We start from the raw sequence: 22,245 nt of genomic DNA, 5'->3' as shown, positions 1-22,245 counted from the left end.
CACATTCTCATATCCGTCAAAGAGACGATATGCGCCCAACCTATGCCATTTGGGATTTCCCTGATCAAGCCGGATATTTGGCATTTCAGTATGACGTAGCGGCAAAAAACGAACTTTCGTTTGACGGCAAAGCGTATGGACGGCAAACCGGCCTCCCGGTTGGTATAAGGCCAGAGAATGTTGAAATCGCCTCGATTGACGACAGTCTAGGGCGCCAAACGCGGGGTCTGGATTATGCGAACCGGGATATCATGGAATATAGATCGCTAAAGCCTAATAAAGCCATTGCTGCAGCTACAGACGTCCTCGTCTGACCGGGGGCTGACCGACCTCTACATCGCCGTCGGCGCCTCGTTCCAAATTCTTCAAAATTTCAGAACCAGCTTTGCACCGAAGCACGTCACGTCTCATTTCAGTGTTCTCCACTTGGCCTGCGATAGGCGCCCCTATTGGTGTGTGATTGTCATCCGGGGGCGCCGTGCGGCCGACATTAGCCAGCGCGTAAATGCGTTTACCTGCGGGTTTACGTCACCTGCCGCGCTGACCACAAAATAGCTGTTTTGCGTCTTCAAAGGCATGTCGCTTAGCGGGATCAGAATTCCATCCTCAAGCTCTGTTTCTATTAGATATTTCGGTAGAAGGGCGGCGCCGAGAGAGGCCACCGCTGCCGAGATGATCATGGAAAACTGATCGAAATGTCGGCCGCTCAGCAGCCGCTTGTCGCTGGTTCCGTTCATTGCAAACCAGTCAACCCAGGCGCTTTCGCGGGTGATGAGATGCAGAAGCGGAGACTCCAGCAGGCGAGCAGGTTCCGTTACCATGTGCGTATCGCGAAATTTGGGGGATGCAACCGGCACCATTTCCTCATCGAACAACTTGGTCATACGTGCGTCCGGCCAGTCGGCCTTTCCGAAATGGATCGCGACATCGAAGCGCTCTCGCGTGAGATCGAACGGCAGGGTGCGGGTCTCCAGCCGGATCTCGATGTTGGGATGATCGTTGAGAAAGGTCGCCAACCTCGGGATCAGCCAACGACTGGCGAATGTTGGGAGGATGCCGATACGCAAGGTCGAAATTCGCTCTCCGACGGCAATCGCTCGTACGACCGATTGCCTGAGGTTCTCGAGATCGATTGCCAGATCCACCGCAAAACGCCTGCCGGCCTCGGTTAGTACAACGCGTCGTCCAACCCGTCTGAACAATGTCGCGCCGATCATGTCTTCAAGTTCTTTGACTTGTCGACTAACTGCGCTTTGCGTGAGATGAAGCTCTTCCGCCGCCTGGGTAAAGCTTTCGTGCCGTGCAGCGCATTCAAAGCTACGCAACAGGGCATAAGAGGGCAGATTGTGGTGACCCACCGAGTGCACAGGCTTACACCTTCTATGAGGAGGAACTCGTAGGGCGTATCTATTACGTTCGCCCGGTTCATTTCAACGGGCAGCGATCAGGGCACTCGTGGTGACTGGGCTTTGCCTCAACCATAAGCTGGCCGGTCCGAACGGCCGCGACACTGCATCCATCCAACTCGTGCACGCCTATCGTTGGAAACGCGTCGACAGCACGATCGACGACTGCGTTTTCTCGACCCCATCGACCTCGCCGATCACGTCGATAGTTCTATCAAGTTCGCTGATCGACGACGCAGCTACGTCTGCAATTAGGTCAAAGGCCCCACTGACCGAATGGACGGACATTACTTCCGGAAGGGCACGAAGCGCTCGAACGACCGGGCCGAGCGCCTTAGACCTAAGGACGATCATGACATAAGCCCGAACTAGGCCGTGCTCATAAGCATCTGAAAGGCGCACGCCATATCCGGCGATGACCCCTTCCTGTTCAAGACGGTCGAGCCGCGCCTGAACAGTCGTACGCGACAAGCCCAACCTTCGCGCGAGTCCGGAGATGGGCGTACGCGCGTCTTCCGCAAGCAGCATCAGAAGTTGGCGATCTTTTGCCGAAACCTGCATGTTGCTAGATTGCCTCCTGCGATGTGCCCAATACAAATAGGAATTTTATAAAATTTAACGCTGCAAATCAACCGCACGATCTGAGAGCATGACCGTCGGACATGGGTGCGTTGCAGGAGAAAACAATGAAAGACGTTGTCGTCATCGGATCAGGAAAGATCGGCTCCACGATCGCTCGGCTGCTCGCCGATACGGGGGACTATCATGTGACGGTGGTTGACCGCAGTGTCGAACAATTGGCGGAGATTGAAGGTGGTCCCGCGCTTTCGACGGCGTACCTCGATATTAGCGATGAAGAGGCCTTGTATGCGCAACTGTCCGGCAAATTTGCGGTTCTAAGCGCGGCGCCTTTCCAGCTCACCGTGGCAATCGCCACTGCCGCTGCCAAAGCTGGGGTGCATTATCTCGACCTCACCGAGGACGTAGAGTCCACCCGGCAGGTAAAACAGATCGCCAAGACAGCCAAGGGCGCATTCATTCCGCAATGCGGTCTAGCGCCAGGTTTCATTTCGATCGTGGCGAGCGACCTTGCGCGCAAGTTTGACAGCCTCGATAGCGTACGGCTGCGCGTCGGCGCACTCCCGCAGTTCCCGAGCAACGCCCTGAACTACAACCTCACTTGGAGCACTGACGGGGTCATCAACGAGTACATCCAACCCTGCGAGGCCGTCGTCAACGGCGAACTCGTCGAAGTGCCAGCGCTGGAAGAACGCGAAGAATTCTCGCTCGACGGCGTGACCTATGAGGCCTTCAACACCTCCGGGGGCCTCGGAACGCTATGCGAAACCCTGAAGGGCAAGGTCAACACGCTCAACTATCGAACCATACGCTATCCCGGCCATGCCGCTATCATGAAGGCGCTTTTGCACGACTTGGGGCTACGGCACCGGCGCGATGTGCTCAAGGACATACTCGAACATAGCCTGCCTACGACGCTACAGGACGTCGTGATTGTTTTCGTGACCGTTTCCGGGCGCAGAAGCGGTCGCTTGATCCAGGAAACATACGCGAACAAGATTTACAGCGCGGAGATCGGCGGGCGCGTTACGAGTGCGATCCAGATTACGACCGCGTCCAGCATCTGCGCAGTTCTGGATCTGCTTGCCGACGGTGAGATCCCGGTCCAAGGCTTCATCCGCCAGGAAGACATTGAACTCGACGCGTTTCTAGGAAACCGCTTCGGCGTTTACTATCGACAGGGCGAGGCGGTGAAGGGCCACAGCGGCACGGTTGCCGCATGAGCAGGCGGTTCCCGTGGCGATCGGCGGCAGTTTCCGCGACCGGCGAAGTTCGGAAAACGACAAGCGCTGGGTGTTTCCCCGCGCCAGCGGCCATGCAAGGCCATGGGAGTTCGCGGCGCGAAATGCCGTGCACCCAGGGTCAATCTGAAATTGCATGGCCTAAATCAAGCCGTTTCAATTCGTATTCATTCCAAATCGGAATGAACTTCTGAATAGATGTCGATATCGAAGCCGGCAGAAGAATGGTTTGATCGCATGCAGATGACACAAGCTGTGCAAGCGGCAGCTGCTTCCTCGTCCCCGTTGGCATTCAGGAGGTCCGGATGACCATGCATGCTCAGATAAAGTCGCTCAGGATGTCTTCAATGACGGTCCATGCCGACGATATCCGAGCGCTGTTTTCGAATGCCATGTCGGAGATGTACCGCACTGAGGTGCCGCAGTATGGCACCCTCATTGGGCTGGTGACCGACGTCAACACTGCAACGTTGGCGAGTGACCCAGAGCTGGAACAGGCGTTGCGCCGGAACGATGAGCTGGATCGGCTGAGTGTCGAGCGTCACGGCGCCATTCGCCTCGGCACGCCGGAAGAACTCTTCAACATCCGCCGCATCTTCGCGGTGCTCGGCATGCATCCGGTCGGCTACTACGATCTATCGGTCGCTGGCGTGCCGGTGCATTCCACGGCCTTCCGCCCCGTCGACGACGATGCGTTGCGAAACAATCCGTTCCGCGTTTTCACCTCGCTTCTTCGCCTCGAGCTGATCGAGGACGAAGCGCTGCGCAAACTGGCGGCGCGCATACTGGCGCAGCGACAGATCTTCACCCCGCGCGCACTTGAACTCGTAGAGGTCTTCGAAGCCGAGGGCGGCCTTGAACAGGCTGAGGCCGAGGAGTTCGTGCGCGAGGTTCTGGAGACCTTCCGCTGGCATAGCGACGCCACCGTGACGCTTGCCACCTACAACAAGCTGCACGGCGCTCACCGGCTGATTGCCGACGTGGTGAGTTTCCGCGGACCGCATATCAATCATCTGACGCCGCGCACGCTCGACATCGACGCGGTGCAGCTAGGTATGCCCAAACGCGGCATCACCCCCAAGGCGGTCATCGAGGGCCCGCCACGTCGCGAGTGTCCGATCCTGCTTCGCCAGACCAGCTTCAAGGCGCTTGAGGAGCGGATCGAATTCAAAGCCGCAGACGGGGCCCCGGTTGAGGGCAGGCACACGGCCCGGTTCGGCGAAATCGAGCAGCGCGGCGTGGCGCTCACTCCGAAGGGGCGCAAGCTCTATGACAGGCTACTGGCCTTGGTTCGCCGCGAGGTGCAGGTTGGCGTGGCAGGCTCTCATGCCGGTACCTACGAGAGCCGCCTGACAGAGCGGTTCAAGGAGTTTCCCGACAGTTGGGGCGCACTGCGCGAGCAGGGGCTCGCCTATTTTCGCTACGCACCGACTCGGAAAGGCCTTGCAGCCGCTGCACGGAAGGAGATCCTGCCATCAGTCGATGAACTCGTCGCGAGCGGCCATTTGCATTTCGATCCGATCGTCTATGAGGATTTTCTGCCGGTCAGCGCCGCGGGAATCTTCCAGTCGAATCTCGGTACCGACGAGCAGCAGAACTCTTTGGAATGCTCCAATCGGGACGCCTTCGAACAAGGCTTGGGAGCGAAGATCGTCAATGAGCTCGACCTCTACGCCAAGGCGCAACAGGACTCGATCGACGAGGCATTGGCGCAACTGAGCAAAGCAGCACGCAAAGCGCCATGATGAAAGCGCGGCGGATCGGGCAGGGCGCCTCTGGGATTCTTGGAGGCAAAAAGACAGCCAATCCACGATCCGTCGCCCAATGGAAGGCCGACCACCTGTCGTCGCGATGGTTGGCGACACTGCATCCCTGACACCTGAAGGAAACACCATGACTTCCCACGCCACCCAGATTATCGATCCCTCCCTCGCCGGCGAGGTGGCCGCGATCCTCGCCCGTTGTGGGGTCGAGGTCGCCGCCCTGAGCGATGGCGAGCTCGCCGTGAGATCACCCATCTCGGGTGAGACGCTAGCGCGAGTGAAGACAGTCGATACGGCAGCCGCCGAGGAAGCCATTGAAAAAGCCCATTTGGCATTTCTCGAATGGCGATCGATACCTGCGCCAAAGCGCGGTGAACTGATCCGCCTGCTTGGCGAGGAGCTGCGGCTGGCCAAGCACGACCTCGGACGCCTCGTGTCGATCGAAGTTGGCAAGATTCCTTCGGAAGGCTTGGGCGAGGTCCAGGAGATGATCGACATCTGCGACTTCGCCGTCGGGTTGTCGCGCCAACTATACGGCCTGACGATCGCTACCGAGCGTGCCGAGCACCGGATGATGGAAACCTGGCATCCGCTCGGTGTCACCGGCATCATCTCGGCATTCAACTTCCCAGTCGCCGTCTGGTCGTGGAACGCGGCGCTTGCGCTGGTCTGCGGAAACTCCATCGTCTGGAAGCCGTCGGAGAAGACGCCGCTGAGTGCGCTGGCGGCTCAGGCGCTGCTCAACCGTGCGGTCAAACGCTTCCAGGAGGAAGGAGGGAGCGTCCCGCAGGGTCTGTCGAGCGTCCTGATCGGCGCCCGCGATATCGGCGAGGTGCTGGTCGACCACCCGAAGGTGCCACTGATCTCCGCCACCGGCTCGACGGCGATGGGCCGCGCCGTCGGCCCCCGTGTCGCCTCCCGCTTCGGCCGCTCAATCCTGGAGCTGGGTGGAAATAATGCTGCAATCGTCACCGCCACCGCGGATCTGGACCTAACCCTGCGCGGCGTCGCCTTCGCAGCGATGGGTACGGCCGGGCAACGCTGCACTTCGCTGCGGCGCTTGTTCGTGCATGACAGCATCTATGACAGCTTCATCCCTCGGCTGAAGAAGGCTTACGGCTCCGTATCCGTCGGTAACCCCCTCGAATCGGGAAACCTCATCGGCCCCTTGATTGACAAGGCAGCCTACGACGCGCAGCAGGCGGCGCTTTCCGAGGCGAAGGCCGCTGATGGCAAGGTCTTCGGCGGCGGGCGGGTCGATTCCGGCTTCGGCGAGGACGCTTATTATGTCCGCCCTGCGCTTGTCGAGATCGCCGAGCAGACCGGGTCGGTTGAAAAAGAGACCTTTGCCCCGATCCTCTATGTAATCCGTTACAGCGATTTCGATGAGGCACTGCGGTTGCACAACGGCGTCCCGCAAGGCCTGTCGTCGTCGATCTTCACCAATGATCTGCGCGAGGCGGAGACTTTTCTTCTGCGCGAGGTTCCGACTGCGGCATCGCCAATGTGAACATCGGCCCCTCCGGCGCTGAAATCGGTGGCGCGTTCGGCGGCGAAAAGGAAACTGGCGGGGGCCGCGAATCCGGCTCCGACGCTTGGAAAGCGTATATGCGCCGGGCCACCAATACCATCAACTACGGCCGCAGCCTGCCGCTCGCCCAGGGCGTGACGTTCGAAGTCGGGTAGGGAGGGAATTGCAGCAAAGAGGGTTGCCATATTAAGCCATATCTTGGCGCCGATGTCATGCCGCCAGACGGTCGCGACGTATGGCGGCGCGCCCTGCCGGTGTCCTCCCTCCCCACCGGCAGGGCGATATCCATTCTGAGACGGTAGAACCGACGTCAATCCGGAATTGAAGACGTGTTGCAGCCGGCGACGTCCGCAACGCAGCCGCGCCGGCCTCCGCCTGCGCAGTGACGAAGGGCCAGCGTCTAGGCACGATCTGCCGCTCGGTCTAATGACAGGTCAATGGGTGGGCACCAGAGCGCAGAAGGAGTGCGCAAATATATCGAGCACGGACTGGAAGCACCGACCTACGGGCGGGCTCGGCGGTAAACTGAGACATGGCGTTTGGACGCTTCGGTGAACGGACCATTCGTCCAGTCTCCCCAACGCTCCGCCAGCTGGAGCCCTACGCTTTAGGCCATGGTATCGAGTTCCTGATGATAAACGTAGCGAACGCGATAGGGCAAACGTCTGACCGACGTGCCAGAAAACCAGAGAAGGGTTGAAACCAAGTTCTGATTCACCGATTCATGCACGTGTGCATTAAGAATGGTATTCTCATGATCCACGAACACTGTGGTAGTTTTTTCGCCGTCGGTGAAACCATCGAAGGCCGGCACGCCCAATTCCACCACCAGAACCCCTTCGGCATTCAGGGCCTCCGCGGCAGATCGGAGGCAAGCTATTTGCTCTTCGCGCGTAAAAAGCAGCGTGAGCGTGTTAAAAACACAAAAGACCAGATCGTAACGTTTGCCTGATCTGAAATTGGCGATGTCGCCCTTCCAAGCCCTGATCTGACTGGCGCGTTTGGCGAGAAGTTTCAACATCCTGTCCGAATTGTCGATCCCTTCGACCCTGACGCCGCGCTCGCTCAACGGCACCGCCACGCGCCCGTCGCCAATACCAAGCTCAAGAGCAGACCCTCCGCTGGAGTATCTCTCTAGAAAGGCAACTGTCTCGTCTGCTTCGGCAGCCTTTCCCCGAATTGTAGTGAACTTGCCATATATTGGGGCCCAATTTTCTCCATAGCTGAAGCTGTCATTCATTCTCCACCTCCTCTCTGATCAGAGACACTCGTAGTTTATGAAATGGTTTGACTTCACAAAGGGAGATGAGTTGCCGACGATCCAAGGAATCAAATCGATTACAGTCATGCCATAGTCGCGAAGCATCAATTCAAATGAGCCATCTTTTCCCAATCCCGGTATATAATTACATTCTAAAAACCAAACCTCCGACTCATCGGTCACTCGGAAATCGAACCGCACCATGTTGTAGAATGGCATCGAAGAAGTAATAATTCCCGCCGCAGATTTGAGTCTCACCGAAATTTCGTCGTCTGTGCCGACCATAGTTTTTTTTGCTATGTTCCCAAAATACTTCTGATCTCGTCCGCAAAATTGCTTCTCAGCGTCAATTTTGACAATTGGCAGCGTTATCACATCGGACGAGCTAACCAAGCATCCGCACGTGTACTCGTCACCAGGAACGAATTCCTGGACCAAGACAGCGTTATCGTAGGTAAAAATAGTCCGCAAAAGAGCGGTGATTTCGCCCTCAGATCGTGCGGGCTCAAGAAAAGTTCAGCAAATAACGACGAACCAAGTGAATTCGGTTTTACCACAATCGGACCTTGAATCGACCTTACTAGCTTCTGCCAATTGCATTCGTTTCTGGATGTTAGCAAAACCGTCTTCGGTATTCTCACGCTTTCATCCGGAAATAACGAAGACACGAACGATGACATCGCGTACTTATTCATAGTCAACGATGCAACGTGTGGGTCACCGAACGTGCCCCTTAGACCTAACAGCGCCGCAAGCGTTTGAGCTCCTCCGTCTTCGCCAAACTGTCCGTGTAACAAATTCACAACGTATTCATCGCGGGAGAAAACGGTATTAAAACTCGAGAGCTGTGTACCTCCAGAAAGGCTGCTAATATCTGACATATAGGCTTGGAAATCTGCGACGGTAAAGGTGCCATCAAATGGAATTGCACGAACGAGGCCATCGTCTCGACTGACATGGTACAAATTCCTTATAGAAAATGGCCGTGCAGTATCGTTGAGGTCCAGGTATGAGGAGACGATATTTTCTAACGATGAGACGGACCCATCGTACTCCGTCGAAATCCCACCGAAAAGGAATGAAACTTCAAGAGTCATGTTCGTTTCCCTTACCTGCTGATAGAGCTTTGTCGAATTATTAACGCGTGGGCGATCTTGCCGAAACTCTCTGCCTACCATCCACGAGGTATGTGAATACTGAGCGTGGTAGGAGCGCACTCGTGGTTCTTCCGGCGCGACAGGGCGGTTGTGACGTCATTCGCTCACACTCTTTTGCGGATTGCGAACATTCTGTAGACCTGCTTCGCATTGGGGTAGGTACCGGACCCAAGAAGCACGCAGGAGAGATCGTTTGCGGCCACAGCTTCCGAGAGAAGATCGTCGCGCCCGCTGCTGGCGAAGCCTAGAAGGATGCTACCTGACTCTGTGAGGAATTCTGGACCTTCCGATAGAAAGCGGTTGAGCAATTTATAACCGGGATCGACAGCTCCTCGTTCGAGATCGTCTCTATACACGTAAGTGTCCGGTGCATAAATCGATGGATAGTTCCAAAAGATGAAGTCAAACATTCGGTGTCTGGGGATATTTGTAAATATATCGCTTTGTATTACTTCTGCATTCTGGATTCCATTCCTTGCGACATTTTCTAGCGTGTTCGCCACGGCCTTGGGATCGATGTCGCACGAGAGAAGTGACATCGCGCCGAGTTTCGCGAGGTGCAGTCCTGGGAGGCCGAAGCCGCAACCGATTTCCAGGACGCTCTTGCCATCTACAGGAGGAAAATTCTCAGCAAGCCAACGCCAATTTTGGAATTCTTGAGGGGAAAAGACTCCCTCATTTACGACCAAATCCAGACCAAATTCCTTGATGTACAGCGGAAAACTTTGCTCTTGGCTGACTTTGAGCCTCGCTCTTATCTGGTTAAGTTCCGTCATACTCCGGCTCTTTCTAGAAGGCACAATGAACACCGCGACCGGTTAATGATCGTTCTGTGGGGCTGCGGTATCAAGGAGCCAATCTGTTCATCGTAGCTTGCTCTAGTGCGTGCATGAAGTTGAGTTTTAAGTGAATGCGCGTTAGTGTCAAGTTAAAGGATTGTGTATATTTGAGCAGCGTGTGTTACATTTGTTATGAATTGTTGCGGGGAAGGGTGAATGTGTAGTCCCGCAGTATCTGTATCCGGCATCGCGTAGTTGAATCGGGGGGGCGATCGTGGGACGCTGTGCGGAGATTTGACTACGCCAACGGAAAACAGCGAAACGATGCGGCGCGTCCTTGGTCGGTGAAGGCAGGGGCGTGAGGGGGGCAGACCGACTTGCTCTTGAAGGCGGGCAGGTGTCACCAAAGCGCACCGCAAATAGAATGCCTGTACCTAGCCCGGACCACCGCGTCGACTAGAAAATCTCGTTGCCGCTAACAGGAAGAATGCATGGGACAATGACGGCGGCAAGGCCCGCGGCCGAATGGTCACACCCCATGCCCGGACTCGCCGAAACCTATACCATTTCTCATTCGTTGAGGACTGGAAATGGTGTGATCGACCAGTCGATCAAGTCAACGGCGCGCTGAAGTATCGCCTCGGTCCGAGCATGACTGGGCGAGGTCACGACAACCCGCCCGATAAGGTCTCGGAAATCGCCTTTCCGCACGATCGGCGTCCTGGATCTAACGTACAGTTTTACTTCGGCTACACCTGGCACAGCAGCCGCCTCAGTTTCCCCACCGGTCCAATCGAGGGTGCCGTCACGATCGGGCACCAAGTTTCGAGATGCCGCAGTGTGGGAATGCCTTCTATGCAAATTCCACTCCTCGCCGATGGTAAGCTTGATGTGTTCGGTGATGAGATCGACACCGTAAGCCAGTTGGACCAGCTGAGGATCCGGGGCGCCAGCAAGACGGGGATTGACTTCAATGACGACTGGCCCGCGCTTCGTCCACCGGAGTTCAATGTTTGTTGGCCCCCAACCTAGGTCGAGAGCTCGCAGACAGCTCCGCGAAACATCGGTGATACGCTTATGCTCGTCGTCGGTCAGCACAGCCGGAAAGGTCGTCTCGCGGTAAACGAAATGTGGCGGAGGGCCAAAATCGGCTGCGGCAATCCCGATGACCTGATCTCCCATCATATTGGCGCAATAATACGGGCCTTGTGCGAATTCTTCGACCAGTATCCTCGTCGGGGACCGCCCTATGTGTCTGCCGCCAAATAGATAGGTCTTATGGTCAGCTAACTCGTCTATGTTGCTGCAAAGTCGAACACCAATGCTGCCGATGCCGAAGGCAGGCTTAAGGACTACAGGCAGGCCAACCGCCGCGGCAGCGCTTTCTACGTCCGTTGCATTCGTTGCGACGCGGAAAGCAGGAACTGGAACTCCGGCCTCCGCCAGCAGCTGACGTTGGACGCATTTGTCGTAGCATCGTTCAACAGATGCCGGGTTTGGCCCCGGCAGATCAAAATGCCGGCAGAGCTTGGCGACCGTCCCATACACCGACTCGTCGTCGCCCGAAAAGCCGGTAATGCCAGCAATGTCATACGAGGAACGCAGCCGGGAACATTCGCCGATCAGCATATCGAGATCGTCTGTATGGACTTGGATTGCCTCACTCCTTTCTGTTGCAAGGTAGTCGTACCTAGTTGGATCAGTCGACAGAGTGATTGGATGAAGACCAAGACCTCGGGCTGCTTGAACGTATCGCAGACCGTTACCCCTTGAATGGCCTTCAATCAGGATGAGCGCTCGTGTTGGCATGGGTATAAACTCTCCGTTGCGTCGTGTGCCGTCATGAGGTGAGTCGGCCTTACCCGCTTCTAACCGCAGCAGTCGTTAGACTTTAGTAAGACTACCACTGACGGTCGTTTGCGGTGTGAATCTTCTGTAAAGTCTCTTTTACATTTTGTTGCAAAGGCTGAACTAGACAGGACCATTGGCGAACTGCTGGTCAGGCTGTGACCACTATGATTGGCCTAGGAGGATCATCACTGGCGTGTAGGGCTGGCCCTGGTGCCGGTTTTTTCAACTACAGACCCGCGGGAAAATCGATCGAGCCGGGGAGCCGCGCGGTCTCCTTGGAGGGGGGCTTGCGGAAAGAAGATGGGCAAAGGCAAAGCCGCTCGCAGGCGTCGCCTTGAAGCCACCAATGCATCCACCCGCGGCGCTAGTCGGGTCACATGTTCTCGATCATGCAATATATCAAGAATAAATTAAGACGCTGCGAAAAGATATTTCGCCAGACAAAGGTTTTGTGAAATCGTTAGCGGGCGGGAGTGGAAGTAGCCGAAGGTGGTGAGCGACGTCGTTCGCACACTTCCCAGACAAAAAGGACGAAGCGTTGGTCGTTGGGCAGGTTCACGCCGGCCCCGCCTCTGGATTCGGCTGGAAATTTGAACGGGGAGGCAACGATGTCGCAGATCGACCGGGTCAAACTTCGCCGCTGCGAAGCTTCCCGCGCGTGGTTCATCGATAGCAGCGGCACATGGACCCACGCTCTTTCCCAGCCGGAATACGATGTGCATTTCCACTATCAGGTAGACATCCCCATGCGCGATGGCATTCATCTCCGAGGGAATATCTGGCGGCCCAAAGCGGAAGGGCAGTTCCCTGTCATCCTGGTATTTACTCCGTACGGCCACAGTACGTCCCTGCCGGACACACCAATGTCAGATAGTATAGGTCGTGCGAATTACTTCGTTCCGCGAGGCTATGTCTTCGTTGCCGTAAGTGCCAGAGGACGATACGGTTCAGAGGGAGAGCCGTATCTCTTCTTTTCTAAAGACTGGCACAAGGGCGGCCACGACGGCCACGACGTTCACGACTGCATCGAGTGGCTGGGGACGCAATCATGGTCGTCGGGCGCGGTTGCAATGACCGGAGTGTCGTATCTCGCCACGGTGCAATGGATGGGTGCGATGCTCGGCAGTCGGTACCTGAAAACGATCGTCCCGATGGGCAGCGCCGATGACCATTTCCATAACATAAACAGGGCTGGTTGCCTCTTGTTGAGCCAAGCGATCATGCTGATGGTCATTGGCGAACGGCGGACGAACGAAGACGACCTTTGGAACAAGTTCATCGACTGGGACCGGATTTATCGGCATCTACCGCTTCGGACGATAGATGAGGCCTTGCTCGGGAAGAAGTCACAGCTCTGGAGCGACTTCTTTGCTCATCCCGACAATGATGACTATTGGCGTCTCGGGAGCCCCGGCGCTCGATACCACGCTGGGGAGATCACCGCCGGGAATTATCCGAAAGTTCATGTCCCGACCCTGAACATCACAGGTTGGTACGACTGCGACCTGCAGGGTACGATCAATAACTATCTCGGTATGGTGGCCTACGGTCCTGAAGAACTGCGAAGCACCCACCATCTCATAGTGGGCCCGTGGACCCATAATTGGACACATTCCCGAGTTGGTGACCTGGACTACGGGGTAGACGCTGAGTTGGATCTCCACGCAGTCGAGCTCCGGTGGTTCGACTACTGGCTCAAAGGCATCGATAATGGTGTGCTCGAGGAGCCGCCTGTGCACGTCTTCATTTCCGGTATGAACCGCTGGCGTGCGGATACCTCGTGGCCAGTACGGGACGCGGTCAGTGCCAACTTCTATCTCCACAGTGGAGGCCAGGCCAACAGCCTCTTCGGAAACGGCCAGCTCAGCGAGGTGAAGCCAGCAGCGGAGCCATACGACCGGTTCGTCTATGACCCGGCCGATCCAGTCCCCACGATAGGGGGTGGGAATTGGACTGGTTTGAAGCCGAATGTCTCGGGGCCGCTCGATCGTCGGCCAGTCGAGCGGCGCGACGACGTGCTTGTGTACACTGGCGCGCCGCTTGAGCGCGACCTACACGTGGTCGGGCAGATATTTGCCCACATCTACGCAGCTTCGAGCGCGCCGGATACGGACTTTGTTGCACACCTAGTTGACGTTGAACCAAGCGGTTACGCGACGCTTCTTGCAACAGGAAATATTAGGGCCAGATATCGAAACTCTTCTGCAAGGCAGGAACTCATCGTCCCTGGCGAAGTGTACGAGTACAAGATCGATCTTTGGTCGATGGGCCACCTTTTCAAGAGGGGGCACCGCATCCGACTGGAAATCACGAGCAGCAGTTTCCCGTGGTTTGACCCGAATCCTAACACCGGTCTGCAGAAGGGCGGGGACACCAGCTACGTTGTCGCTGAGCAGATGGTATTCCATGAGACGGGAAATCCCTCCCGAATCGTTCTGCCAGTTGTCCCTGTCGGGGATACTCCGACGTAACAGTGGCGTGACTTTGCATCCACGAACGCCGTGACTGCTAAGGGAGGGGCGGGCACGCAGTCTGGTCTAGCAGAACGATGGGACGCGCTCTCCAGCCGCCGAATCGGCACGAGGCGGATTACGACATTCCGAGAAGCAAGACTTCCATAAAGGAGTAAGAAAATGATGATGTTTCGTGCCTTTGCGGTGCGAGCTTTGCAGATCGGGATCGTGGCGTTGTTCGTAACCCTCGGTACAAATCTGCTTGTGCGGGTGGTGCCGGGTGATCCGGCGCAAACGATGCTTGGTAACAGGGCATCAACCGAGTCGTTGAGCGCGCTGCGCCACGAACTCGGCATTGATCGGCCGGTGTTGCAACAGGTTGCAGGAGCGTTGGGCAGATTGCTGCGGGGCGATCTTGGCACATCATTCGCATATCGAGGGCAGGAGGTTTCGTCGCTGATTGGTCCGTCGTTGGTGGTGACGGGGAGCCTCGCGGCCATGGCGATTGTCTTCTCGCTGCTCGGGGGGGGTCCCTCTTGGGTTGTGGCTTGCGATGGTGCGCCGCTCGGGGCCAGACCTGCTGGGACGGCTGGGCACGACCGTCCTGCTGGCATTGCCTAGTTTTATGGCCGGTCTTATCGTCTTGTACGTCGTCGCGCTGCGGTTCGGGCTTGCCCCGGCTGGTGGTTGGGCTGGGTGGTGGCCTGCGAACCTCAAGTATCTGTGGCTTCCTGCCGTCGCCCTCTCGCTGTATTTGGGACCGCTGATCGCGCGCACCGTGCGTCTGGCTGCGCTGGATGCACTGGGGCAGCCATTCGTCGAAGCGGCCCGCACACGTGGTGTTCCTCGGTACCGCGTGGTGTTTTGTCACGTGCTTCCTAACGCATTGTTGCCGGTAATCACGCTGGTCGGGTTCAATACTGGGATTCTGGTGAGTGGTGCGGTGACCGTCGAGACGGTCTTTGCCCTGCCCGGACTTGGAGCCCAACTGCTTCAGGCCATGGGCACGCGGGATCTTCCAGTCGTGCAGGGCATCGCGCTGCTCACGGCTCTCGCGGTGGTCGTTTTCAATCTCCTAGCCGACCTGCTCAATATCGCTGTCGACCCTCGCCTGCGGAGGAACCGCAGATGACTACAGAAAGTGCTGAAGTCATAGGTGCCGCTCGGGTCTCCGCTCGCCGGCCATCACGGCCACGCCGAGTCGAGTTGCTCATTGGAGTGGGCCTGATCTTTGCTGTGGTGCTCGCGTGTTTGGTGATCCCAATGGTGGATAGCACGGATCCGAACGCCCTGGTCGCCGCTCCGCTGCAGGCGCCATCGTTTGAACATCCGTTCGGTACCGACTCGGTGGGCCGCGATGTTTACATCCGCGTGTTCACCGCCGGTCGCATCGACATCGCGCTCGCGGGGCTCGGTGTAATAGTCCCGCTGGTGTTCGGGACCGTGATTGGCACGTTGGTTGGCGCGTCCCGCCGCCGAGCAGTAGATGCGGTTGTCATGCGGCTCACCGACGGTGTGATCGCGTTTCCCTTCGTTATCCTGGTCCTCGTCATCGTACTCATTACCGGCCCGAGCACGCGGGTCTGGCCGCTGCCGGCGGGCGGCGCCTCGATCCTGGCGGCCGTGTGGACCGTGAATTGGACGATCTACGCGCGCCTCGCCCGCACCCGGACACACGTCCTCAGAGAGGAAGATTACGTTGCGGCCGCCCGACTACTCGGCTTCTCCCATGCTCGGATCGTGGCACATCACCTGCTGCCATCGGTGTGGCCCACCACGGTAACTTACGCGGTTGCCGATGCGCTTTCCATGGTGTCCCTCATTGCCGCCTTGCCGTTTCTGGGCGCCGGTATCCAGCCACCGACCCCGGAATGGGGCAGCATCATGTACGAGGGTCGCGGCTACCTGGGAGATGCCTGGTGGATTTCGCTGACCACCGTAGGCGTGGTGATGATTCTCGGCTTCGGGGTAATGCTGGTGGTCGACGCCCTCGCCTCCAACGTACGAAGGGCTAGGTTGCTATGACCGAGACGCTGCTGGATGCTTCGAACCTCGCAATCGAGATCGACGGCCGTGAGCTGGTCTCTCATGTTGATCTCAAGATCGGCAAGGGAGACTCAGTAGGGATCGTCGGCGAGACGGGTTCGGGCAAGAGCCTTACCTGCCGCGCGTTCGCGGGATCGCTGGGCGTGCTCGGTGGACGCATCAGCCGCGGCACCGTGTCTCTCGCCGGCAGGAACGTTACATCGCCGAGGGCGCACGCCGAGGCGGGGCTGTACGGCCGGGTCGTTACACTGATGCCGCAAAACTCACTGTCGGCGCTGAACCCGCTAATGCGCATCGGCACCCACCTGACGGAAACCATCAAGGCACTCGATGCCGACGGCGGCAGTACACCCAAGGTACGTGCGACAGAGCTTCTCGGTCGGGTCGGGCTGCGCGACCCCGAATGGGTCCTTCACCAGTATCCGCACCAGTTGTCGGGCGGCATGCGGCAACGAGTCATGATTGCTTTGGCGATAGCCGGCCGTCCCCAACTGTTGATCGCCGACGAACCGACAACCGCGCTGGATGTGTCCGTCCAGAAGGAAATCCTCGAGCTCCTGCGCCGGCTAAACCACGAGGAGAACATGGCCCTCATCTTGGTCAGCCACGATCTGGGTGTCGTCAAAGCGGCGACGCAATCCGTCGCCGTGATGTACGGCGGGATGGTCGTCGAGCACGGAACCACTGACACTGTACTGCGGCATCCAAGGCACCCTTACACCCAGGCGTTGCTCCGAGCCCGCCCAGTGATTGGGCGCGCGGAACGCCTGATCGGAATCCCAGGCATCCCAGCCACCCCAGATGCGTGGCCGAGTGGTTGCCGCTTCGCACCTCGTTGTCCACACGCGCTGCGTCAGTGCGATACCGCAGTCCCGGCACTGGAAACCATCGGAGCCCATCATGTCGTGGCCTGCAGCCGCGTTCACGAACTCACGAAGGGCGATCGAGTAGGCGCAAGCGTATGAGACCCCTCCCACCAAAATCACCCGCTGAGTTCTGAGAGTTCCGTTATGGCGTCGACTACGAAGAGCCTGATTGGAGAGGTCGCGACGAAACAGGAAGGTGGTCATATCAGCGAGCCATCGCCACAGGCAGCTCTGGTGGCTTCCGATGTCACGTTCGCCTACGGTATGGGTCCGGCTGTCGTCAAGAATGTCACCCTGACTATCCCTGAAGGGGCAGCGATAGGCATCGTTGGTGAGAGCGGTTCCGGCAAAACCACCTTGGCCAGCCTGCTCGTCGGCACGCTGCTTGCCACTTCCGGGACTGTGACGGTTCGTGGACGCCCGTGGAGTACGGTTCGCCGCCGCGATCCGTTGCGGCGCGCCGTGCAGATGGTGTTTCAGAATCCATATAGCGCGCTCAACCCGCGGCTTTCGGCCCTGAGCACGGTTGCCGAGGTCTACCAGTGCTGTGGCGGCGCCACCAAAGCAGATGCGGCCGGACATGCCCGGAATCTGCTTGAGCGTGTGGGGATCAGAGGTGCCGCTCTCGATAAACGCCCCGGTGACCTGAGTGGAGGACAATGCCAGCGGATCGGGATCGCACGGGCACTCGCAGCGAACCCGACGGTGATCGTCGCCGACGAACCAACTTCTGCTCTGGACGTCTCCGTGCAGGCCCAGATCCTCAACCTACTGCAAGACCTCCGCCACGAACAAGGTGTTGCCCTGGTGCTGATCTCCCACGATCTCAACGTCGTCAGCTACCTGACCGACAGGGCGATTGTGATGGAGAAGGGGGTCATCGTCGAAGAAGGCCCCACTGTCGACCTCCTCCAGTCGCCGACCCACCCGTATACCCGAAGCTTGATCGCCTCAATCCTCTAAAGCCTCGGGGGCAGGGCCATGTGCGACTGCCCAGCCTACGCCGTCCGAGTGCCTCACCGCATATTGTTGCGACGGCACTGCAGGTGGAACCCTGTGAAAAGGAGTCGAACATGCTCACCAGATGAAACAAATGACACACCTCACTGCGGTCCGGGAACGACCGAAACACGTCAAGTCTAGAATAGGAGGTAAGGAAACATGTGGATGATACATAAGGGGACCGGATGGCTCGTAGTGCTCGGGATTGCCCTAGCTGTGACCGCCTACAGCGGTTCGTCCGGGGCCACAGAAAGTGGCACTGACACGCTAAGGATTGGCGTACCACTCATTCCGACGACGCTCGACCCGGGCCAGAACAGCTCCGGGACTCAGATTGGCATCATGCAGCTCATCTCAGGGACGCTCACCGTTCTAGACCAAGACGGCAATAACGTTCGTATGGGACTCGCAGAGTCGGTGACGCCGGAAGGTGATGATCGGTATATTGTCAAACTCAAGCCGGGCCTGAAGTTCTCCGATGGCAGCGCACTCACCGCAGCCGACGTTGAGGCATCGTTCGAGCACTACATCAATGACCAGACGACCTGGGCGACCTATGCATTCGCGCCGATCAGCAAGGTCACTGCCACCGACAACCTCACTGTCATCTTCTACCTCAAACAGCCCTATGCTTCTCTGCCATTCATCCTTGCCTACTCGACGTCGGCAATCCTACCCTCGAAAGCCATCGAGGCGAAGGGTAAAGACCTTTATAAGGGCGACCCACTGCCGGCCGCGGGACAGTTCCAAGTTCAGTCCTTCGCCCAGGATCAGATTACCTTGCAGGCGAACCCGAACTTTGCAGGATCGCAGCCGTCGACCAAGACTTCTTGTCTTCAAGAAGATCGTCGACACCGCGGCGCGCATCGCGCAGGTGCAAGCCGGTGAGATCGACTTCGCCGATGTAATCTCGGCCAAACAGGTCGGCAGGCTTTCCCCTCCAGTCGAGGTCCGCACGGCTCGCAACGTCATTGGGACACACTTCTTGCACCTGAACAACCGCGACAATAGCATGCTCAGCGATACGCGCATCCGGCAGGCGATCGCGGTGGCGATCGATCGCAATCAGATCAACCAGGTCGCAAATGCAGGTCGGAATCAGCCCGCGCTCGGCCTATTTGCAAGCGCCTCGAAGTACTACGTCCCATTCCTGTCGGCGGATGCCAATATCCAGCGAGCAAGGGAGCTGCTGGCCGGCACCCAGTGCGCGAATGGATGCCAACTGCGGCTCATTGTCGGTAGCGATAGCGAGGAAGATGGTGCCACCGCGATTGTGGTGCAACAAAACCTGAAGGCGATCGGCATCCAGGCCGACATCGTGATGGCCGATTCAGCCACGACGCTGCAGTGGAGTGAGGACGGAAATTTCGACATCTATGTGACAGGTTCTTACGAATTCAGTGATAGTCCGGACTTGTACACCAGCAGCGACTGGGTGCTTGGGCCCGGCCACACGGGATATTCAAGTCCCGAGATGAAGCAACTCATTCGCCAGTTGGGCGTTGCAACAGGGACCTCGCGGCACCAGGCGGCCGATAAGGTAAACGCCCTGTTCGAAAAGGATCTGCCGTATATCCCCACCGTAGAGTATGCTGTCATCTCGGCGAGCCGAGTCCCGTCGGAACGCTTTCATACCGGTTCTACATACTTATACTATGTCAACTAATACGGGATTACGGGGTCGTCTGGCCGAAGTTGCGAGTTAGACGGCCTTGTTGCCGCCTCGAGTGGCAGGGCGCCGAAAGTTGGCGATCTGAGCGGCGTAGGGTCTGCGGCAGCCGTGGCCGGTCACGGTGCCGGTCCCGTGGAACCTTCTCGGGGATCTCGCCCGAATTTTGCACAGGCTCCCGTCCGAGCTATCGGGCGGGAGGGGTGTCCTGTGAGGTGTCTCGCTCAATCTGCCAATAGAACCTTGAATCCCTGCTTCATCTCTTCCGTAACCTGGCGCAACACTCGAACAAACTGATCCGCTTGCGCAGAGCGAAGTCCCTTTGCGGGTCTCCACAGGTACACATGGTAGGGCACACGAACGCTCAGCTTGCGCAGGACGATGCCTCTCTTAGCGTAGTGCGCGGCAGTAAACGGATTCACAATCGAAACGCCCACTCCAGCGGCCACCATTGAGCAAAGCCCGGTGGCAGTGGTCGTTTCAACAGTGTAGTGGCGCGCGACGCCTGCAGCATCAAAGACATCGTCTAGTTGGTGCCTGTAAGGATCATCGTCGGAGTAATAGACGAAGTCGACTCCCTCGAAATCCTGGGGATCAATAACTGCCTTTGCCGCCAAACGATGTCCCGCGGGAAGAACGCAGAGGAGTTCACCGACATCAATGTTTTCTGTTGTTGCCTCGTCGTAGTCGTAATTCCCTTCAGTCAGACCGATGTCGAACAATTGCGTCGTCATGTCATGCCGGAGCGCTACTTCGCCCAGGGAATGCACCAAAAGATGTACGTGGGGACGGGTCTTCAAAAAGCGGTGTGCCACATCGGGCAAAAGCGCCTCCGCGTAAGCGGGGAGGCAGGCGATTCTGAGGTGCGCAGCGTTGCGTCCTTTGATCGCTGTGGCCACCCGGCTGATTTCTTCCATCCCAACAAATGATCGTGCGACAGCCGAATGCAGCAGTTGCGCCTGGTTTGTCGGCGTTAGGCGCTTGCCGAACCGGTTGAACAGATCGAAACCTATTTGCTTCTCAAGTTCGCGCAACTCGCGACTAACGGTTGGCTGGGACGTTCTCAAAACGGCCGCCGCGGCCGTCACGCTCTTATGCACCATGATGGCGTTGAAGATTTCTATCTGGCGCTGATTGAGACGCACGCTGCCGCTCCCCCATATATCAAAACTAAATTAGACCCCTATGACAATCTATTTTTCTGGCCAAGGGTTTTCTGCAATCATCTTGCCGAGAATGCAAAGCATCAAGCGCAAATTGACAGGATCCCGGATGGCTGAACATGCCATGGCAATGGTTGGAGCAGCAGGAGCGGGGACCGGCTCGGAACAGCTGGCCTATCGCAATAGAGCCCTTCACATGGAGCGCGTTTGCATTGACACAATCGCTACGGCAGTTCCCACACCGTTCTATTGCTACTCTTCCGACGCGATAAGAACGGCATACCTTACCCTGAGCGCCGCGCTTAAGCCTGTTGGCGCCTCAGTCTGTTTCGCGGTGAAGGCAAATGGAAACCTGTCCGTTCTCGGACTGTTGGCTGCTTTAGGAAGCGGCATGGACATCGTGTCGGGCGGCGAACTGGAGCGCGCGGTATCGGCGGGTGTCCCCGGATCGAAGATTATCTTCTCTGGCGTCGGCAAGAAGCGCTCCGAGATCGCCAGTGCACTGGAGGTTGGTATCCACCAGATCAACGTCGAATCTGAAGCCGAACTCGACGCTGTCATTGACGTGGCGGGGGCGCTGGACGTGCGGGCGCCGGTTGCACTGCGGGTGAATCCTGATGTGGACGCCGGGACGCATGCCAAAATCAGCACAGGCAAGAAGCATGACAAGTTCGGAATCCCTTTCGAAGACATACCGGCTCTTTATGCCAAAGCCTTAGCTGCGCCAGAGCTCGATCCGGTAGGCCTTGCCGTGCATATCGGATCGCAGATTCTTGATCTTTCGCCGTATCGCGCGGCCTATTCTCGCATTGCTAACCTTGCAAGATTGCTGCGTTCGCAAGGCATGCCCGTTCGCCGCCTTGATCTGGGTGGCGGCATAGGCATCCCGTACGATCAAGGCCGCAGTCCGGACTTGGGCGAGTACGCCACGATCGTGCGCGAAACGGTTAGCGGTCTCGATTGCGAGTTGACTGTCGAACCGGGACGTTGGTTGGTGGGGCCGGCCGGGATTCTGGTGGCCGAAGTGCTTTACATAAAAAAGACCGCTGACCGGCTTACCGCCATTGTCGACGCGGGCATGAACGATCTTATGCGACCTGCGATGTATGGGGCCGTTCATCCAGTTTTTCCTCTGAACGAGGTTCGGCAAGGCTCGCACAGCTATCAGATTGCCGGTCCCGTTTGCGAGAGTTCGGATATCTTCGGCACCTATGAAGATCTGCCTCTGTTGCGATCCGGGGACCGTCTCGCCTTTGGGTGCGCCGGCGCGTACGGCGCCTCGATGGCATCGACCTACAATGCGCGCGACCTAGCAGCTGAAGTCCTTGTCGACGGGGATCGGTTCCGCGTGATCCGGCGTAGGCAGACCACCGAAGCCTTGCTGACGCTCGAGAAAGAGACAGAGTGGCAAGGATCTTGCGTCCGATCGGCGACAGATCTCCGACACGAATGGAAAGAGATATGAAGCATACGGATCT

20 protein-coding genes and 1 pseudogene are annotated in these 22,245 nt (G+C 57.7%); 13 read left to right on the top strand and 8 right to left on the bottom strand.

The annotated features are described in order from the left end of the window. Nucleotides 1-29 precede the first annotated feature (29 nt). On the top strand, nt 30-314 hold the full coding sequence (locus tag AC0V8S_RS24565; protein WP_475433936.1) for a hypothetical protein: 285 nt from the start codon (nt 30-32) through the stop codon (nt 312-314). A 132-nt stretch (nt 315-446) separates the two neighbouring features. Here the strand turns inward: AC0V8S_RS24565 and AC0V8S_RS24560 are convergent, their stop codons facing one another. Further along, on the bottom strand, nt 447-1,358 hold the full coding sequence (locus tag AC0V8S_RS24560) for a LysR substrate-binding domain-containing protein (protein ID WP_475433935.1): 912 nt from the start codon (nt 1,356-1,358) through the stop codon (nt 447-449). A 177-nt stretch (nt 1,359-1,535) separates the two neighbouring features. Further along, complete coding sequence (locus AC0V8S_RS24555) at nt 1,536-1,967, bottom strand: Lrp/AsnC family transcriptional regulator (RefSeq protein ID WP_475433934.1); 432 nt, start codon at nt 1,965-1,967, stop codon at nt 1,536-1,538. Nucleotides 1,968-2,092: 125 nt separating this feature from the next. Here AC0V8S_RS24555 and AC0V8S_RS24550 point away from each other — a divergent pair, with 125 nt between their 5' ends. The 3 genes and pseudogenes from AC0V8S_RS24550 (at nt 2,093) to amaB (ending at nt 6,675) form a co-directional block, all read left to right on the top strand. Further along, a complete protein-coding gene (locus AC0V8S_RS24550) occupies nt 2,093-3,208 on the top strand; it encodes a saccharopine dehydrogenase family protein (RefSeq protein WP_475433932.1) in 1,116 nt (371 codons plus the stop codon). Nucleotides 3,209-3,564: 356 nt separating this feature from the next. Then, a complete protein-coding gene (hglS, locus tag AC0V8S_RS24545; protein ID WP_475438692.1) occupies nt 3,565-4,971 on the top strand; it encodes a 2-oxoadipate dioxygenase/decarboxylase HglS in 1,407 nt (468 codons plus the stop codon). A 148-nt stretch (nt 4,972-5,119) separates the two neighbouring features. Next, nucleotides 5,120-6,675, top strand: a pseudogene (gene amaB, locus AC0V8S_RS24540) (L-piperidine-6-carboxylate dehydrogenase). A 452-nt stretch (nt 6,676-7,127) separates the two neighbouring features. On the opposite strand, the gene AC0V8S_RS24535 reads toward amaB, so the two are convergent. The 5 genes from AC0V8S_RS24535 to AC0V8S_RS24515 all read right to left on the bottom strand — a co-directional run bounded on the left by AC0V8S_RS24535 (nt 7,128) and on the right by AC0V8S_RS24515 (nt 11,526). Further along, on the bottom strand, nt 7,128-7,760 hold the full coding sequence (locus AC0V8S_RS24535; protein WP_475433931.1) for a class I SAM-dependent methyltransferase: 633 nt from the start codon (nt 7,758-7,760) through the stop codon (nt 7,128-7,130). An 18-nt stretch (nt 7,761-7,778) separates the two neighbouring features. Continuing rightward, nucleotides 7,779-8,252 (bottom strand): D-alanine--D-alanine ligase family protein, encoded by a 474-nt coding sequence (locus AC0V8S_RS24530; protein ID WP_475433930.1) that lies wholly within the window; start codon nt 8,250-8,252, stop codon nt 7,779-7,781. Beyond that, complete coding sequence (locus AC0V8S_RS24525; RefSeq protein WP_475438765.1) at nt 8,153-8,878, bottom strand: D-alanine--D-alanine ligase family protein; 726 nt, start codon at nt 8,876-8,878, stop codon at nt 8,153-8,155. Before AC0V8S_RS24525 ends, AC0V8S_RS24530 begins: the two co-directional genes overlap by 100 nt. A gap of 164 nt (nt 8,879-9,042) precedes the next feature. Then, nucleotides 9,043-9,714, bottom strand: coding sequence for a methyltransferase (locus tag AC0V8S_RS24520; protein ID WP_475433928.1), 672 nt, complete (start codon nt 9,712-9,714; stop codon nt 9,043-9,045). Nucleotides 9,715-10,287: 573 nt separating this feature from the next. Next, a complete protein-coding gene (locus AC0V8S_RS24515; RefSeq protein WP_475433926.1) occupies nt 10,288-11,526 on the bottom strand; it encodes an ATP-grasp domain-containing protein in 1,239 nt (412 codons plus the stop codon). Nucleotides 11,527-12,176: 650 nt separating this feature from the next. Here AC0V8S_RS24515 and AC0V8S_RS24510 point away from each other — a divergent pair. The 8 genes from AC0V8S_RS24510 (at nt 12,177) to AC0V8S_RS24475 (ending at nt 19,601) form a co-directional block, all read left to right on the top strand. Beyond that, entirely contained in the window at nt 12,177-14,039 is a 1,863-nt protein-coding gene (locus AC0V8S_RS24510) for a CocE/NonD family hydrolase (RefSeq protein WP_475433925.1), read from the top strand. Between the two features lie 162 nt (nt 14,040-14,201). After that, the gene (locus tag AC0V8S_RS24505) at nt 14,202-14,642 is read left to right on the top strand and encodes an ABC transporter permease family protein (protein ID WP_475433923.1); all 441 of its coding nucleotides are present in this window, start codon (nt 14,202-14,204) and stop codon (nt 14,640-14,642) included. Further along, nucleotides 14,575-15,153: an ABC transporter permease gene (locus AC0V8S_RS24500; RefSeq protein ID WP_475433922.1), complete on the top strand. Its 579-nt coding sequence runs from the start codon at nt 14,575-14,577 to the stop codon at nt 15,151-15,153. Before AC0V8S_RS24505 ends, AC0V8S_RS24500 begins: the two co-directional genes overlap by 68 nt. Nucleotides 15,154-15,239: 86 nt before the next feature. Further along, on the top strand, nt 15,240-16,046 hold the full coding sequence (locus tag AC0V8S_RS24495) for an ABC transporter permease (protein ID WP_475433920.1): 807 nt from the start codon (nt 15,240-15,242) through the stop codon (nt 16,044-16,046). After that, nucleotides 16,043-17,032: an ABC transporter ATP-binding protein gene (locus AC0V8S_RS24490; RefSeq protein ID WP_475433919.1), complete on the top strand. Its 990-nt coding sequence runs from the start codon at nt 16,043-16,045 to the stop codon at nt 17,030-17,032. Before AC0V8S_RS24495 ends, AC0V8S_RS24490 begins: the two co-directional genes overlap by 4 nt. Before the next feature lie 45 nt (nt 17,033-17,077). Further along, a complete protein-coding gene (locus tag AC0V8S_RS24485; protein ID WP_475433917.1) occupies nt 17,078-17,896 on the top strand; it encodes an ABC transporter ATP-binding protein in 819 nt (272 codons plus the stop codon). 255 nt (nt 17,897-18,151) lie between these two features. Continuing rightward, complete coding sequence (locus tag AC0V8S_RS24480; protein WP_475433916.1) at nt 18,152-18,823, top strand: ABC transporter substrate-binding protein; 672 nt, start codon at nt 18,152-18,154, stop codon at nt 18,821-18,823. Continuing rightward, complete coding sequence (locus tag AC0V8S_RS24475) at nt 18,735-19,601, top strand: ABC transporter substrate-binding protein (RefSeq protein ID WP_475433914.1); 867 nt, start codon at nt 18,735-18,737, stop codon at nt 19,599-19,601. The genes AC0V8S_RS24480 and AC0V8S_RS24475 overlap by 89 nt, the downstream gene beginning before the upstream one ends. 227 nt (nt 19,602-19,828) lie before the next feature. Here the strand turns inward: AC0V8S_RS24475 and AC0V8S_RS24470 are convergent, their stop codons facing one another. Continuing rightward, entirely contained in the window at nt 19,829-20,749 is a 921-nt protein-coding gene (locus tag AC0V8S_RS24470; protein ID WP_475433912.1) for a LysR family transcriptional regulator, read from the bottom strand. Between the two features lie 127 nt (nt 20,750-20,876). On the opposite strand from AC0V8S_RS24470, the gene lysA reads away from it, so the two are divergent. Beyond that, nucleotides 20,877-22,232, top strand: a complete 1,356-nt coding sequence (lysA, locus tag AC0V8S_RS24465; protein ID WP_475433911.1) for a diaminopimelate decarboxylase — start codon at nt 20,877-20,879, stop codon at nt 22,230-22,232. Nucleotides 22,233-22,245 lie beyond the last annotated feature (13 nt).

The sequence above is a fragment of the Mesorhizobium oxytropidicola genome, from assembly GCF_056174625.1.
This window is presented reverse-complemented; position numbering and strand designations above follow the sequence as displayed.

Bases quoted from the DNA above. Each gene is read 5' to 3' on its own strand.
- AC0V8S_RS24565 (WP_475433936.1), top strand. From the start codon at position 30: ATGCGCCCAACCTATGCCATTTGGGATTTCCCTGATCAAGCCGGATAT.
- AC0V8S_RS24555 (WP_475433934.1), bottom strand. From the start codon at position 1,967: ATGCAGGTTTCGGCAAAAGATCGCCAACTTCTGATGCTGCTTGCGGAA.
- AC0V8S_RS24550 (WP_475433932.1), top strand. From the start codon at position 2,093: ATGAAAGACGTTGTCGTCATCGGATCAGGAAAGATCGGCTCCACGATC.
- hglS (WP_475438692.1), top strand. From the start codon at position 3,565: ATGTCTTCAATGACGGTCCATGCCGACGATATCCGAGCGCTGTTTTCG.
- AC0V8S_RS24535 (WP_475433931.1), bottom strand. From the start codon at position 7,760: ATGAATGACAGCTTCAGCTATGGAGAAAATTGGGCCCCAATATATGGC.
- AC0V8S_RS24525 (WP_475438765.1), bottom strand. From the start codon at position 8,878: ATGACTCTTGAAGTTTCATTCCTTTTCGGTGGGATTTCGACGGAGTAC.
- AC0V8S_RS24520 (WP_475433928.1), bottom strand. From the start codon at position 9,714: ATGACGGAACTTAACCAGATAAGAGCGAGGCTCAAAGTCAGCCAAGAG.
- AC0V8S_RS24515 (WP_475433926.1), bottom strand. From the start codon at position 11,526: ATGCCAACACGAGCGCTCATCCTGATTGAAGGCCATTCAAGGGGTAAC.
- AC0V8S_RS24510 (WP_475433925.1), top strand. From the start codon at position 12,177: ATGTCGCAGATCGACCGGGTCAAACTTCGCCGCTGCGAAGCTTCCCGC.
- AC0V8S_RS24505 (WP_475433923.1), top strand. From the start codon at position 14,202: ATGATGATGTTTCGTGCCTTTGCGGTGCGAGCTTTGCAGATCGGGATC.
- AC0V8S_RS24500 (WP_475433922.1), top strand. From the start codon at position 14,575: ATGGTGCGCCGCTCGGGGCCAGACCTGCTGGGACGGCTGGGCACGACC.
- AC0V8S_RS24490 (WP_475433919.1), top strand. From the start codon at position 16,043: ATGACCGAGACGCTGCTGGATGCTTCGAACCTCGCAATCGAGATCGAC.
- AC0V8S_RS24485 (WP_475433917.1), top strand. From the start codon at position 17,078: ATGGCGTCGACTACGAAGAGCCTGATTGGAGAGGTCGCGACGAAACAG.
- lysA (WP_475433911.1), top strand. From the start codon at position 20,877: ATGGCTGAACATGCCATGGCAATGGTTGGAGCAGCAGGAGCGGGGACC.